The sequence below is a fragment of the Pseudomonas sp. GYB4201 genome, assembly GCF_056312595.1.
On sequence record NZ_JBWGIG010000073.1, the window covers coordinates 1 to 14,824 of the forward strand.

General features: G+C 65.1%; 11 protein-coding genes. 9 read left to right on the plus strand and 2 right to left on the minus strand.

Annotation, left to right across the window (positions count from 1 at the left end):
- Positions 1-772: 772 nt before the first annotated feature.
- The 6 genes from AC0Z2B_RS32060 (at position 773) to AC0Z2B_RS32085 (ending at position 7,295) form a co-directional block, all read left to right on the plus strand.
- Complete coding sequence (locus AC0Z2B_RS32060) at positions 773-1,480, plus strand: energy transducer TonB (protein WP_476302147.1); 708 nt, start codon at positions 773-775, stop codon at positions 1,478-1,480.
- Between the two features lie 100 nt (positions 1,481-1,580).
- Positions 1,581-2,309, plus strand: coding sequence for a MotA/TolQ/ExbB proton channel family protein (locus AC0Z2B_RS32065; protein WP_476302149.1), 729 nt, complete (start codon positions 1,581-1,583; stop codon positions 2,307-2,309).
- Entirely contained in the window at positions 2,309-2,728 is a 420-nt protein-coding gene (locus AC0Z2B_RS32070) for an ExbD/TolR family protein (RefSeq protein WP_476302151.1), read from the plus strand. The genes AC0Z2B_RS32065 and AC0Z2B_RS32070 overlap by 1 nt, the downstream gene beginning before the upstream one ends.
- Before the next feature lie 69 nt (positions 2,729-2,797).
- Positions 2,798-4,927 carry a TonB-dependent receptor gene (locus AC0Z2B_RS32075; protein WP_476302153.1) on the plus strand — a complete coding sequence of 710 codons (2,130 nt, stop codon included), beginning with the start codon at positions 2,798-2,800 and terminating at the stop codon, positions 4,925-4,927.
- On the plus strand, positions 4,917-6,191 hold the full coding sequence (locus AC0Z2B_RS32080; RefSeq protein ID WP_476302155.1) for a histidine-type phosphatase: 1,275 nt from the start codon (positions 4,917-4,919) through the stop codon (positions 6,189-6,191). Before AC0Z2B_RS32075 ends, AC0Z2B_RS32080 begins: the two co-directional genes overlap by 11 nt.
- Before the next feature lie 51 nt (positions 6,192-6,242).
- Positions 6,243-7,295 (plus strand): DUF1615 domain-containing protein, encoded by a 1,053-nt coding sequence (locus tag AC0Z2B_RS32085; protein WP_476302166.1) that lies wholly within the window; start codon positions 6,243-6,245, stop codon positions 7,293-7,295.
- A 220-nt stretch (positions 7,296-7,515) separates the two neighbouring features.
- On the opposite strand, the gene AC0Z2B_RS32090 is transcribed toward AC0Z2B_RS32085, so the two are convergent.
- Positions 7,516-8,697 carry a YncE family protein gene (locus AC0Z2B_RS32090; RefSeq protein ID WP_476302168.1) on the minus strand — a complete coding sequence of 394 codons (1,182 nt, stop codon included), beginning with the start codon at positions 8,695-8,697 and terminating at the stop codon, positions 7,516-7,518.
- A gap of 108 nt (positions 8,698-8,805) precedes the next feature.
- Positions 8,806-9,615: a glycosyltransferase family 2 protein gene (locus AC0Z2B_RS32095; RefSeq protein ID WP_476302157.1), complete on the minus strand. Its 810-nt coding sequence runs from the start codon at positions 9,613-9,615 to the stop codon at positions 8,806-8,808.
- A gap of 556 nt (positions 9,616-10,171) precedes the next feature.
- On the opposite strand from AC0Z2B_RS32095, the gene AC0Z2B_RS32100 reads away from it, so the two are divergent.
- From AC0Z2B_RS32100 to AC0Z2B_RS32110, 3 genes are all read left to right on the plus strand, one after another.
- Positions 10,172-11,437 (plus strand): MFS transporter, encoded by a 1,266-nt coding sequence (locus tag AC0Z2B_RS32100; RefSeq protein ID WP_476302160.1) that lies wholly within the window; start codon positions 10,172-10,174, stop codon positions 11,435-11,437.
- Between the two features lie 69 nt (positions 11,438-11,506).
- The gene (locus AC0Z2B_RS32105) at positions 11,507-12,493 is read left to right on the plus strand and encodes a DODA-type extradiol aromatic ring-opening family dioxygenase (RefSeq protein WP_476302162.1); all 987 of its coding nucleotides are present in this window, start codon (positions 11,507-11,509) and stop codon (positions 12,491-12,493) included.
- Positions 12,494-12,619: 126 nt separating this feature from the next.
- Positions 12,620-14,536, plus strand: a complete 1,917-nt coding sequence (locus AC0Z2B_RS32110; RefSeq protein WP_476302164.1) for a hypothetical protein — start codon at positions 12,620-12,622, stop codon at positions 14,534-14,536.
- Positions 14,537-14,824: the final 288 nt, after the last annotated feature.

The window sequence follows — 14,824 nt, forward strand, 5'->3', positions numbered from 1 at the left end:
CCGGGGAAGACGGAACCGGAGGCGCTTCTATTCCGGGCCGTCGGCCGCTTGGGCGACGCCGGAGGGAGGGGACCCGCAGCGAAGCGTAGGGACCAAGCAGGGGCAAGCCTTTTTTGGTTACTTTTTGAGGCGTTTGTCAAAAAGTGACCCGCCGTAAGGGCGGAAAGGTGATTGTGCATCAACTCCGGTAATGGATATGTTCACGGCCTTCGAATCTCGCTTCTGACGTTTCTGGATATATCCATTTTCGCGGGGCGACCACCGACCGTTTCGGCCTTACGCCGACTCACTTTTTGGCAGTCGCCCCAAAAAGTAAGCAAAAAAGGCTTGCCCCTGCTTGGGCCCTCCGCTGCGCTACGGGTCCCCTCCTTCCGGCGCCGCTCAACGGGCAGACGGCACCCGCTATAGAAGCCTGCGGGTTACCGTCTCTTCGGCCTGCGGCCTCGGCCCTTCGGGCAGCCCGTTGAGCGACGCCTCCAGTCGGCCCGGGCGCTTTACGGGGCATACAATCAAGATCAAGAGCCAGATCAAGAGCCAGATCAAGATCACAAGCCAGATCACAAGCGTGGCAGCTTTGCTGCGTATTTACCGCCTGGGGATATGTAAGCGAAACATTACCAATTACTTCTCCCTCCCGTAACCCACCTGTCATCTGCGCTACCTACCATCAGCCCCCACAAACGCAACCCCCGGGCCAGACACCCCGGCGGCCACCGCAGCGCATATGGACAGCAGTCCCTGGCCCACCCGCCAGGGTGGGAGAGTCACGACGATGCACACCGCTATCAGCACACCCCTGCCGTTACCCACGGTGCCCACCAAGCTACCGGCCCGCGCCGTGAAGGTGGCCGCAGTGGTGGCCGTGCACGTGCTGGCGCTGAGCTGGTTTGCCCGTCAGGCGCCCACGCCGCTGGCGGTCAGCCAGCCGCGCACCCTCTATGCGTCGGTGATCAATGAACCTGCGCCAGCCCCGGTCGCGGCGCCACAGCCGCCCGCCGCGCCGGTCACGCCGCCACCCCCGCCGCCAACGCCTGTGGCCAAGCCGCTAGCCAAGCCCGTGGCCAAGGCGCCGACACCACGGCATGTGGCCGCCGCCAAGCCAACGCCAACGCCAGCGCCCACCCCAACCCCTGCGGTCGCTGCTGCCGCCGCCGCACCTGCCGTGGCCGCGGCACCCGTGCCGCCACCGGCGCCGCCGAAGACCATCACCCATGGCGTGGAATACCTGCGCGCCCCCGAGCCGCAATACCCCGACCGTGACCGCGAGGACGGCAACGAAGGCACCGTGGTGCTGCGCGTGCTGGTGGATGAAAGCGGCAAGCCGGGGCACATCGATGTGCTGCGCTCCTCGGGCTTCGGCAGCCTCGACGAGGCGGGCAGGGCGGCCGCCCGGGCAGCGCTGTTCAAGCCGTACCGCGAGGACGGCCGGGCCATGTCGGTGTACGTGATCGTGCCGCTGCGGTTCCAGCTCGACAGCTGACCGCGTCACCCTTTCAACCCTGAATTATACCCCGTTGGCGGTCCTGCCAGGACGGCGCTCGGGCGCGTTTTATCCCATTGATGACCTGGAGAGCAACACCATGCAAAACACTTCGTTAGGGCTGGACATGCTGTGGGGGCAGGCCGACGCCGTCACCTGTGGCGTGGCGCTGATGCTGCTGGCCATGTCGCTGGCGTCCTGGTACGTGATCGCCGACAAGCTGGTGCGCCTGGCCCTGTCCCGGGTGCGCACCCCGCGCCTGCTGGCCGCCTTCTGGGCCGCGCCGACCCTCAGCGATGGCCTGCGCCAGCTGGGCGGCGAGCCTTCCTACGCAGCGCTGACCCACGCCGGTGTCAGCGCCGCCACCCAGCACCGCGAGGCGCTGGACAGCGGCATGAACCCGCCGGCCTTCAGCGACTGGCTCAACCGCGCCCTGCGCCAGGCCACGCTTGGCGTGGGTGCGCGCTTGCAGGGCGGCATGGCGATTCTCGCCACCGTGGGCTCCAGCGCACCCTTCGTGGGCCTGCTGGGCACCGTGTGGGGCATTTACCATGCGCTGATGAAGATCGGCCTGACCGGCGACGCCAGCATCGACAAGGTCGCCGGCCCCGTGGGTGAAACGCTGATCATGACCGCCCTGGGCCTGGCCGTGGCCATCCCCGCCACCCTGGCCTACAACCTGCTGGTGCGCACCAACAAGCAGACCCTGGGCGAGCTGGGCAAATTCGCCTTCGAGCTGCATGACCTGCTGGTGATCGGCGCCCGCGCCACGCCCCAGGGCCAGTCGCCGCAACGGGCCATGCCCCGGGCCCGCGCGGAGTACGTGTGATGGCCGGCGGACTGCAGGACGAACTGGAAGACGACAGCTTCAACCCGGAGATCAACACCACGCCGCTGGTGGACGTGATGCTGGTGCTGCTGGTGATTTTCATCATCACCGTGCCGGCCATCCAGCACAGCGTCAAGATCGACTTGCCCCACGCCGCCGCCCAGCAGGACAACAAGCCGCCGGTGGCCGTGGATCTGGCCCTGGACAGCAGCGGCCACCTGCACTGGGACGACCGCGACATCAGTGACAGCGAGCTGCCGGCCCTGGTGGCCGAGGCCGCGGCGCGCCAGCCGGTGCCCGAGCTGCACCTGCGTGCCCAGCGTGACACGCCCTACGAGAAAATCGTGCAAGTGATGGCCACCGCGCAGTCCGGCGGCCTGGAAAAAATCGGCTTCGTCACCCAGGCCGTTACCCCTTAACCCAACGCCTCGATCGCCCCTGCCCGGACCCGGGTGGGCGGCGTCGTGCGCTCATTTTTCGGTACCGTCATGCGTCGCAACCACCCGTTCCACCCGTTGTCCCTGCGCACCGGCGCAGGCCTTGCCGCCTTCGCCCTGGCGCCGTCGATCTGGGCGGCCGACCCGGCCCCGGTCATCGATGACAGCCTGCTGGCAACCTTGCCCCAGGTCACCGTCAAGGCCGCCAAGGCGAAAAAGCCCGACCTGCACAAGCAGATGTCCAGTGGCGCCCTGGGCAGCAAGGCGGCCATCGACACGCCGTTCTCGCTCAAGAGCGTCAGCAGCGAAGAGATCCAGCAGCGCCAGGCCGGCATCCTCTCCGAGGCGGTGAAGTACGACGCCTCGGTGACCTCCATCAGCTCCAGCTACGGCACCCACCCGGCCACCCTGGCCGTGCGCGGCCTGCCCCTGGATGACCTGAACGGCTACAAGGTGGACGGCATGGCCAACATCAACCGCGGCGTGGAAATGCCCCTGGAGATGTTCGACAGCGTCGAGGTGCTCAAGGGCCTGTCGGGCTTCATGTACGGTTTCGGCAGCCCCGGCGGCATCGTCAACTACGTGACCAAGCGGCCGACCGACAAGAGCATTTTCAGCGTCGACGCCGGCTACCAGTCCGACAACGTCTACAAGGAGCACGTGGACGTGGGCGGCCGCCTGGACGATCCGCGCTTCGGCTACCGCCTGAACCTGGTGCACGAGGAGGGCGACGCGGCCAGCGGCGGCTCCTCGGTGAACCGCACGGCAGTGGGCCTGGCGCTGGACGCCAAGCTGACCGATGACCTGACCCTCAACTTCGACACCCTGTACCAGCAGCGCACCACCTCCGGCGGCACCGACATCGTGGTCAGCCCCTCGTACTCGCTGCCCAAGGCCATCGACGGCAGCAAGCGCCTGTACAGCAACGGCTCCTACACCGACGTCGACTACAGCCTGTCGACGCTGTCGGCCACCTACCAGTTCAACCCCAACTGGCAGGGCAAGCTGGCGTACCGCTACAGCGACTCGGACCGTCGCTACGTGAAGGACCAGTACCAGATCAGCAGCAACAGCGGCAACTACTCCGACAAGGTCACCTCCGAATACCACGGCTACGAATACAACGACGCCATGGGCACCCTGGAGGGTAAGTTCGACACCGGCTGGTTCAGCCACGACGTGGTGCTGGGCGGCAGTTACTCGCAGCTCGATTCACGCAAGTCGGTGAACACGCCCAAGACCACCGTCGGCAAGGGCAACCTTTACGACCCGACGATTTTCTCGGTCTATGACATCGACTACAGCGGCGGCACCTACGGCGACGACCAGATCAAGGAGAGTGCGGTCTTCGCCAGCGACACCATCGGCCTGGGCGAGCAGTGGTCGTTGCTGCTGGGCCTGCGCAACGAAACCTTCCGCGAGATGACCCACGACTCGGCCACCAGCGACGCCGTGCGCTACAAGGCGCGCCCGGCGACGCCCACCGTGGCGCTGATGTACAAGCCGATCAAGGACCTCACCGCCTATGTCAGCTACGTCGAGTCGCTGGAAGCGGGCGGCACCGCGCCCACCGGCACGGTCAACGAAGACAGCACCCTGGGCCCGCTGCGCAGCAAACAGTATGAGATCGGCATGAAGGTGCAGCGCCGCAACTGGAGCGCCACCGCCGCCGCCTTCCGCATCGACCGCGGCGCGGAATACACCAACAGCCAGAACGAATACGTGCAGAGCGGCACCATCCGCTACCAGGGCCTGGAGCTGAACGCCAGCGTCGACCCCATCGACAGCCTGACCCTTGAAGGCAGCGTCATGTCCCTGGACTCCGAGTACCTGGACGCAGGCGACGTCGACGGCAACCGCGCCGCCGGCGCCGCCCACTACCAGGCCGCCGCCCAGGCCACCTACCGCATTGGCGCGTTGCCGGGCCTGTTCGTGCGTGCCGGGGCCCAACGCATCGGCCCCATGGCGGTGGACTCGGGCAACGTCAACACCCTGGATGCCTACAACCTGTTCGACGCCGGCGGCGGCTACCGCATGAAGCTGGCCGGCGGCCACGCGCTGACCTTCGGCGCCAACGTCACCAACCTGGCCAACAAGAAATACTGGACCTGGTACCAGGAAAACTACCTGCAACCCGGTTCGCCTCGGACCCTGAGCGTGAATGCCCGTTATGACTTCTAAACCGCTGCGCCTGTTCACCCTGGCCCTGGCGCTGGCAAGCAGCGCCATTGCCCATGCCGATACTTTCGACACCCATGGCCTGCGCCTGGACAAGGTGGTGCTGGTGATGCGCCACGGCATCCGCCCGGCCACCGACACCGCGGCGCTGGACGCCGGCTCCGGCAAACCCTGGCCGAGGTTTGCGGTGGCTGACGGCCAGTTGACCGAGCATGGCCGCGCTGCGACGGTGCTGCTGGGCCAGTGGCAACGCGGCTACCTGAAGGACCAGGGCCTGCTGGCCGCCGACGGTTGTCCCGGCGCCGGCCAGGTGTACCTGTTGGCCAGCCCGGCGGCGCGCACCCGCGCCACCGGCAAGGCGCTGCTGGACGGCATGTTCCCTGGCTGCCAGGTGCCGGTGCACCACGGCCGCGCCAGCCAGGACCGGCTGTTCCACGCCAGTGAAAACGGCCTGGGCGCCCTGGACCGCCAGCAGGCCGAGCAGGCCATGCTTGGCGCCATGGGCGGCAGCCCGCAGGCGGCGCATGACCGTTACAGCGCGGCGTTGCTGCGCATGCAGCAGGTGGTCGGCGTGCCGGCCAGCTGCGCCAAGGGCAAACCCTGCGCGCTCAGCGAGCAGGCCTGGGGCCTGAAAGAGAAGGGCAGCACCGTGAAGCTCAGCGGCCCGCTGAGCCTGGGCGCGGCCATGGCCGAGACCATTCGCATGGAGTACGCCGAAGGCATGCCGTTGGCCCAGGTGGCCTTCGGTCACGCCAGCAATGCAGCGCAAGTAGCGGGCCTGATGGAACTGCGCAGCGGCAAATACGCTCTGACTCAGCACCTGCCCTACATTGCCAGGCGCGGCGCCTCGCAGTTGCTGCACCAGGTGCTGTTGGCGCTGGCTTCGACCGACCGGTCGCTGGCCGGTGGCCCGCCGCCTGCGTCGTGGCTGGCCTACGTGGGGCATGACAGCAACATCGCGCAGTTGCGCACGCTGCTGGGCTTTGACTGGAAGATTGCCGAGTATCCGCAAAACGATGCGGCGCCCGGCGGCACGTTGTTGTTCGAACGCTGGCTGGACCCGCGCGACGGCCAGCGCTACGTGAGCCTGGCGTACGTGGCGCAGAGCCTGGACCAGTTGCGTGGCCTGAGCCACGCCGCGCCGTACCGGGTGCAGTTCAGCGGCCCGAACGGCAAGGCGCTGGTACCCCTGGCGCAGTTCGAACAGGCCATGGCTGCGCGTATCGACACTACCGCCACCGAGCCGCAGGCCTATGCTGATGAATAAACCCTGAAACCGAGGTGAGGATTGAGCCAGCTGAAACACGTTTTACTGCTGATGGGGCTGCTGGCGCTGGCCGCCTGTAGCCATCAGGCGCAGCAGCCCAGCCTCACTCCCGAGCAGGTGCGCGCCAAGGTCGCGCGCCTGCTGCCGCCCTCGGCCAGCCAGCGCCAGGGCTGGGCGGCAGACATCCAGACGGCGTTCCAGGCCCAGGCCCTGGAGCCCAGCACGCAGAACCTGTGCTCGGTGATTGCCGTCATCGAGCAGGAATCCAACTTCCAGGCCGACCCGCAAGTGCCCGGCCTGGGCGGCATTGCCCGCGCCGAGATCGACCGGCGGGCGGCGCGCCTGCACGTGCCGGGCTTCCTGGTGGACGCGGCGCTGGCGATCAAATCCCCCACCGGCAAGAGCTATGCCCAGCGCATCGCCAGCGTGCGCTCGGAGCGCGAGCTGAGTGATGTGTTCGATGATTTCATCGGCATGGTGCCCTTGGGTGGCCAGCTGTTCGGCACCCTCAATCCAGTACACACTGCCGGGCCCATGCAGGTCAGCGTGGCCTTCGCCGAACGCAACGCCCGTGGCTACCCGTACACGATGCAGGGCACGGTGCGCCGCGAGGTGTTCAGCCGCCGCGGCGGGGTGTATTTCGGCACCGCCCACCTGCTGGGCTACCCGGTGCATTACCCCGAGCCGTTGTACCGTTTCGCCGACTTCAACGCCGGCCACTACGCCAGCCGCAACGCGGCTTTCCAGGCGGCGTTGAACCGCCTGGTGAAGGCGCGGCTGGCGCTGGACGGCGACCTGATTGACTACGGTTCGCTCAGCGCCGGGCAGACGGAGCTGGCGGTGCGTTCGCTGGGCAAGCGCCTGGACATGAGCGACAGCGCCATTCGCAACGCGCTGGACAAGGGCGAGCAGCTGGATTTCGAGGATACGCGGGTGTACCAGCGGGTGTTCGAGCTGGCCGACCAGGTGGCCGGCAAGCCGCTGCCACGGGCGATACTGCCGGGCATCACCCTGGAAAGCCCGAAGATCACCCGCCACCTGACCACCGCCTGGTTCGCCCGCCGCGTAGACGAACGCCGCGCCCGCTGCGTGGCACGCGACTGACCAACTCCCCGTAGCAGCTGCCGCAGGCTGCGTCCAATGCCACCGCGGTGTGGCTGCAAGGACGCGGCCTGCGGCCGCTGCTACGCCGATGCGCGGTGGGAGATTGGCCACCCCCGTAGCAGCTGCCGCAGGCTGCGTCCAATGCCTGCGCGGTGTGGCTGCAAGGACGCGGCCCGCGGCCGCTGCTACGCCGATGCGCGGGGGAGCGTGAAGGGTGGGGTCAGCGTGGGGCGCTGCGCAGCGACGAGGGGCCGCCGCTCAGTTCGATGCGCTGCTTGCTGTCCACCAGCTTGCCGTTTTCGATGCTGTACAAGCCCAGCTGATGCTCGACGTTGAACTGCACGATCACGTGCTTGCTGTCGGCGCTGAACACCACGCCCTGGGACGAGTTGCCGTCGGCCACGTCGTTGACCTTCTCGGCCTTGCCGTTGCGCAGGGCGAACAGGGTCACGCGGCCATGGGCGCGCACGCCGGGGTTGTCCGGGGTCAGGTTGGAGCCGTCGATGGACTGCGCCACGATCCACTTGCCGTCCGGCGAAATCGCCACGCCTTCAGGTAGCGACGGCACGTTGAGGTGTTGCACCGCGCGGAACGGCACCTTGGACACGTCGACCAGGGTCACGCTGTCTTCGTCACCGGCCAGGCGCCCCTTGTAGTTGGGCAGGCCGGCCAGGCCGACGTTGCTGACCACCGCCCAGTGGCCGTCGCTGGACACGTCGATGGTGTAGGGCGCCACGCCGGTGCTGATGCGATCGCCGCTGTCGGCCCACTTGCCGTCCACCAGGCTGAGCACCGCCACGCCTTGCTCATCGCGCAGCGACACCAGCACATGCTGGCCGTCGTGGGTGAACGCCGCGCCGGCCAGGCGCTTGCTGCCCAGGGCGATGCTGTCGAGCACGGTCACCTGATGGCCGTCGATGCGCAGCGGGCGCACGCCGCCGTCCACGCAGGTGACCACGCCCCACTTGCCGCTGCGGTCGAAGGCCACGGCCTGCGGGTGGCTGCCCAGTTCGATCTTGCTGACAGTGGCGGGCTTGGCGGACAGATCCACCACCTGCAGGAAGGTGTCCATCTGCAGCTGCTTGGCGGCGTGGTCGTAGCGGGTGGGGGCCGCCACCAGGGCCAGGCTGCCGTCGGGGCTGATGGCGGCGGCCTGGGGCGGGCCCTGGATGCCGTTTTCCACTTCCACGGTCTGGTTGACCTTGGGCGGGAACACGCTGGCGTCCAGCACGGTGAGGGTGTCGGGCTTGGCGGCGTCGGGGTAGGTGTCGCGGCCTTGTACCCGCTGGTACTTGCCGTCGTTGGACGATACAACCCAGTCGGCAGCGCTCACGGAGTGGGCGGCGAGCAGCGACAGGGTTAGGACTGAAACCGGTTTCAACATGGCGCGCAAGGTCAGCATTGAGGCCACAGGGACATCCTCGAAAAGGGCAGGCTGGGAAAGTGCGACACTATAGCGCAGCCATGCCCCCAAGGCCCCTGAAAATAACGCCTTGCGGGGTGAGGTGGATCAGGTGCCGGCGGTTTTATGGTGCAGGCGCGCCAGGGCATGGTCGTACATTCGCGTGCGGCGGTGGTCCTTGCCGTAGGTGCCACGGGCGGCCACGGTGCCGGACTGGATGTGGTCCAGGTACTTGAACAGGCGGTGGGCGGAGAGGGTAGCGATGGAGAAGCCGGAGGCCACCATGCGGTCCTGCAGGGTGTAGCCCGGCACCCGGTCATCCATGCAGAAGTGCAGGCCCCGGTGCTTCATGGCCTTGGCGTTCCACAAGGTGCAGAAGCTCTTGAGGTGCGTTTCCTTCCACGGCTTCGGCTCGCGGGCCGACAGGCCCAGCGCCCGGGCCATGCGCCGGTAGTAATGCTTGCAATAGCGTGAACTGAAGCGCCATGCCGTGCGTACCAAGCCCCGGTCTAGTTGTTCATAACAACCCGCTGCTGCTGTGTTGGGGTTTTTGGTAATCATATCAAGCAATAAGCTGAACACTTCGGGTTTGTATATGAAAGTGTCAGTATGCATAAGCAGTATATAGTCGGTGTCGATACGCTCCAGGATCATATCCAGTGCCTTGCCGTGGGCAATATGGCCGGCTTCCCCCGCGGGTTGTACACGCTCCAGAAGATTGATCCAATCCAGGCTGCGCAAGTAATCAGTGCTGTCATCCGCGGAGTTGTTGTCCACCACCCACACCGGCACGTCCAGGCCGACCAGCTGCTCGCGCAGCAACTCCAGGCAGGCACGGGTCATCTCGCAGGTCTTGTAGTTGACCATGGCGATACTGAAGCGTGGCGCGGTCGGGATGGGGTCGGTTGGAATGTTCATGTTGTCTCCTTGATACATCGCATACATTGATGTCTGTAACTTGCCCGATAAGTCAGGCGCTGCAGGAAAACTCCGGGGGTGGCGAGGGGTGATCATTGGAGTCGTTCAATCAGATAAAACTATCGCGTCAGTGGCGTGAAAATTTTGTTATAGGTGTGGCAAGGAAATGTCGACAGAGGCGAAAGTTGTGTAAGGCATATGTAAATATATGTTTCAAACTTTGCGAAGGGGGTTTTTCGCAGACGCGGTCATCCCGCAGGGAAGCTTGAAAGACAAGGGGGTGCAGCCAGTTGTACTGGTTTTATTTCATGCTGACAAAACTGTACCGGTGGTGGCTGCGGACAAGTCGGCGCCGGCGGGCGGCCTGGCGGTGATAGCGCCCCCCAGCCCATGAAAAAGTACCGGTGAAAGTGACTTTTGTGTAGGGCCATTGCCTGTCGATTCGGGAAATAATGCAAGCCATCCCGCCCTTGCATAAGCCGGGTCAAGGCACCCCCATACGGCGTGCTTCAGCGCACAGGGGGTGGACACAGTCGCTCACAGGTCAATAAAAACAATGCAAATCCTGACACCGAGAGCCCGCTGGGCCGTGCTTGCACTGCTTGCGCTGGGCGTCCTTATTTCCTACGTCGATCGCACCAGTATTTCGTCTGCGCTGGCCGATCCCTCCTTCATCCAACACTTTCAGCTGTCCAGCCTGGACCGGGGTTGGCTCAACTCGGCCTTCTTCTGGTCCTACGGGCTGTTCCAGGTGCCAATGGGCTGGGTGGCCGACCGCTACGGGGTGAAATGGCCGTACGCAGTGTCCTTCGGCGCATGGTGCATTTTTACCCTGCTGCTGGGCGTCGTCCATGCACTGGAAAGCCTGATCGCGCTGCGCCTGCTGATTGGTGTGTCCGAGGCGATCGTGGTGCCCGCCAGCTACCGCTGGATACGCAACAACTTCGATGAGGGGCGCCTCGGCCTCGCGGCGGGCCTGCTCGCCATGGGCAACAAGCTGGGCCCGGCCATTGGTGCCCCGGTCGCTGCCCTGTTGATCGTGAGTTATTCCTGGAAGGTCATGTTCATTGCCACGGGCCTGGTCGGCATGTTGTGGCTGATCCCCTGGCTGTTGACCGTGCGCAACGACTTCCCGTCCAGGGCCGAGCTGTCCCGGGTGACCCATCAAGCGCGGACGGTGAGCCTGCACGGCATTCTGAGCAGCCCGGTCATCTGGGGCGGGCTGATCACCAACTTCTGCTATGGCTACTTCGCCTTTTACTGCATGACCTGGATGCCGGCGTACCTGGTCGAACAACGCGGCTTGTCGATATCCAGTTCGGGGCTATTCACGTTCGCAAGCTTCGCCGGCATCGCCGTGGTTGCGGTGCTGGCGGGCTGGGCAGCGGACCGCATCATCGCGCGGGGCTATGACGCCGTGCGGGTCCGCAAGGTCTTCGTTGTCTGCGGCTTCACGCTCGCGGGCACCGTGTTGCTCGGCGCCTACGCGCCGACGCAGAACATGGCGCTGTTCTGGAACACCTTTTCCCTCTCGTGCCTGGGGTTGACCACGGCCAACAACCTTGTGTTGTCGCGCATGACGTTGATCCCCAAGCAGATGGTGGGGCTGGTGACGGGCGTGCAGCAGCTCGCGACAAGCCTTGCCGGCGGCGTGGCGGCCGGCCTTTCGGGGTGGCTGTTGCAGTCCAGTGGCAGCTACGACCTGCCGATGAAAGTGATCCTGGCGTTTCTGCTGATCGGCGCGTTCGCCACCATCGTCCTGTACCGCCCCGAGTGGGCACCCAAAATCAGCGAGCCCTGTGGGCAACTGCGCAGCGCGTAGCACACGGCACCGTTGGCGAATCCTGTGAAGGCCACGCCTGGCCAGAACAAAAAATGGGGTATTGATTGCATGGCAAAAATTGTATTCGGAATGGCCGTGCCGCACAGCGGCATGCTGGGGCAGGCGCCAGAGGACTGGTTGATCAATGGCGAGCGCGATCGCAACAACCCTGAACTGTGGTACCGCAACCGCACCTGGACCTACCCTGAACTGGAGGCCCATCGCGAGGCGGCTTTCGAGCCCTTCCTCACGCTGGAGGAGCGTACCGCGCGCGCGGCCCGCTGCCGCGAGGCGCTGGACGTCATGGCGCAGGCGTACCGCGATGCGAACATCGACGTGGCCATCATCCTGGGCAAGGACCAGAAGGAAATCTTCACTGATTTTTCGCCTTCGATCGCCATCTACAGCGGCGCAGAGGTGCATAACGGGCCGCCGCAGCGTTCGGTCTACGCCCCTGATCACCCTGTCACCCACCAGTGCCACCCGGGGCTGGCGGCGTACCTGATCAAGTATTTCCAGGGTGAGGACTTTGACCTCACCGATCTGTTCGCCTGGCCCGATAACGTGTGGATGAAGCCGCTGCCCGAGTACCCGGTCGTGCCGCATGCCTACAGTTTCGTCTACCACCAGATCATGGCGGACAACCCGCCGCCGCACGTGCCGATCATCATGAACTGCTTCTACCCGCCGACCCAGCCGTCCATGGCGCGCTGCATCGAGTTTGGCCGCGTGCTGCGCGACGCGATCACCGCGTGGCCCGAGGACGTTCGCGTGGGCATCTTTGCCTCTGGCGGCCTGTCGCACTTCGTCAACGACGAGGCGTTCGACCATCGCATCATGAAAATGCTGTCCGAGTACGACTACGAAGGGCTGGCCGCGGTGGACGAGCGTTCTTATCAGTCGGGCACCTCGGAGATCAAGTTGTACGTGAGTGTGATGAAGGCCGTGGAGCAGACCGGCGCGCAGATGACCCTGGTGGACTACGTGCCCTGCTGGCGCACAGCTGCAGGCACGGGCGAAGGCATGGGCTTCATGTACTGGCAGCCCGACTGCTGACAAGGGGTACCACGGACACGTCGCAGCAAAGCAAACACAATGCGTTGTCTGGATAGCGACGCAGGAGGCAGTTGAGCGCAGGGTTTACCTGCCGCTCAGCCACGCATAATAACGGAGACATTAGCTGTGTATCTGAACTCCCCTCTCAAAAAGCTCATGGCGTATTCAGCCATCTGGGGCGCCTGGATTGTCATTTCATCAAGCGCACAGGCGGCGACCGCCACCCAAGGCACGGCCTTGCTGAACCGCCTCGGGCCGGTGACTTCGGACTTGTATGTAGCGAATGCCGACGGCACCGGCGAGCACAAGCTGCTGCCCACCCCGGGTTTCGATTACCACGCCTCATTCTCGAAAGATGGCCAGTGGGTCGTCTTTACCTCTGAGCGGGACGGCCTCGGCGAAGCCAATCTGTACCGCGTGAAAGCCGACGGCACGCAGCTGAAAAGGCTGACCGATCACGTCGCCATTGACGACGCGGCGGTCTTTTCGCCGACCGATCCCCACGTCATTGCCTTCGTCTCGTCGCGCCGGGGCAAGGATGCGTTTGGCACCACCAATATCTGGACGCTGAACATTGCGACCGGCGCGTTGAAGAACGTCACCGGTGCCATCAAGTTCGACCCGGCCAAGCCCCACAGCTTCTTCCGGCCGAGCTGGTCGCCGGATGGCAAGTGGCTCGCCCTGGCTTCGGATATCGGCTCGGACTGGCGTGGTCACAACCTGCCGGTTGGCTGGGAGCGCACCCAGGAAAGCAGCATCTACCTCATTCATCCCGATGGCTCGGGCTGGAAGCAGCTTGCCAGCAACCCTGGCTTTGACGAAGGCTCGCCGACCTGGTCGCCCGATGGCAAGCGGGTCGCGTTTTATGAGACGCCCGTCGAGTCCACCTGGGGCGCGCACCGTCCGGAGTTGATCAACAAGGTCAGCTCGCAAATCGTTGCGGTTGACCTGGCCACGCTGTCGCGGACCACGTTGACGTCGACGCCAGGCCTCAAGGTGTTCCCGCAATTTATCTCGGACAGCAATGTCGCTTATCACGTGAAGGGGGGCGACACCGAAGGTCTCTACACCACCGCGGGTGGGGCGCGCTCGACCGCCAACAGCGGCATCCGCTCGCCGCACTATTCGGCTGACGGTACCAAGGTGGTCTACGAAAAGATCACCATGCGGCCGGCCCGTGCCAATGGCACGCCGCTGTTCAGCTTCGACCCGGGGTGGAGCTACCGCTACATCGACGTGTTCCCACAACTGTCGGCTGACCGCAAGAAGTTGGTGTATACGGAAAAGGCGATGGGCTCGTCGATTGCCATCATCAATCCGGATTTCACTGGTTACCAGCGCATCTACGACCCGGCCAACAGCGGCCTGCCGGCGGACATGATCCAGAAGGGCCTGGCAGGCGCGTTCCAGCCAACCTGGTCGCCGAACCGCGAGTGGGTGGCGTTCGGCATTGGTGACTGGTTCTTCACGCGGGGCATGGGCCCAGGGCGCATTGCCCGGATCAAGGCCGACGGCAGCATGGACGGCAAGCCGGAAATCCTCACGGACGGTTCGATCAATGCCGGTTTCCCGAGCTACTCGCCGGACGGCAAGAAGATCGTCTACCGCGTGTGGAGCCCGAAAGTCCAAGGCCTGCGCATCCTGGATGTGGAGACTCGCCAGACCACGGAGTTGACGAACGAGGCGGATAACCTGCCGGGCTGGTCGCCCGATGGCAGCAAAATTGTCTTCACGCGCAAGGAAATCAACCCGACCGATCCGAACAAGTTCCATTACGACGTGTACACGATCAAGCCCGATGGCACGGCCGTCACCCGCCTGACGACGCCAGGGGCGAACCAGGGGCACGCGGTGTGGCTGTATGACGGGCGTATCGCCTACAGCTCGGGGGTCTACGGCTTCCGCGATGAACTGGCGCTGTACGACAACACGTTCCAGCCTGACGGGCAAAACTGGGTGATGAACGCCGACGGTTCCAATCAGCACGCGATCACCGATACGTTGTGGGAGGACTCGATGCCGTTGTACGTGCCGAATCAGTAAACCGCTTTGGGCGGGAAGTAATGAAAACGCCGTGCGATAGCACGGCGTTTTTGTTTGCGCCCCATAGCAGCAACTGCCTTGGCGCAGATTGCTGCGGCTACACGAAACCCCGCACCGCCCCCGTAGCAGCGGCCGCAGGCCGCGTCCCAAGCACCGCGTGGGCCAGGACGCGGCCCATGGCCGCTGCTACAGGGCTGCAGTTTTTTCACGCACCGCACCCGTAGCAGCGGCCGCAGGCCGCGTCCCGGGCACCGCGCGGGCCAGGACGCGGCCCATGGCCGCTGCTAC